The organism is Paenibacillus xylanexedens, assembly GCF_007676705.1.
Classification (GTDB): Bacteria; Bacillota; Bacilli; order Paenibacillales; family Paenibacillaceae; genus Paenibacillus; species Paenibacillus xylanexedens_C.
This window is the reverse complement of the sequence record NZ_VEBF01000031.1, coordinates 297-526: the sequence shown is the minus strand read 5'-3', so window position 1 is coordinate 526 and position 230 is coordinate 297. Positions and strand designations below refer to the sequence as shown.

Here is a 230-nt window from a genome sequence, read left to right as displayed (position 1 = left end):
ATGGGGAGTTGAAGTGTATATCGTTCAGTTGTTAATCGGGTGGGTGATTTGAAGGTTTCTCTGTGTGCATTTCGTGGAAAAGAAGTGTGATTATGAAAGTTAAGGGGGTAGTGGGCGTGATGGTGGTGGTAGTATGTTGTGTGGTGTTTAGTTGGGTGGATAAAAATGTGGATTGAATGGTGGTGATGTGGATTGGAAGTTGACTTGCTTGGGAAAGGATCTTTGACGTG

At 43.5% G+C, this 230-nt stretch carries 1 protein-coding gene; it reads right to left on the bottom strand.

Annotated elements, in window-relative coordinates; genetic code table 11:
• Positions 1–173: hypothetical protein (locus FS628_RS33165; protein WP_369008899.1), on the bottom strand; the 173-nt coding region annotated here is incomplete at its 3' end.
• Positions 174–230 lie beyond the last annotated feature (57 nt).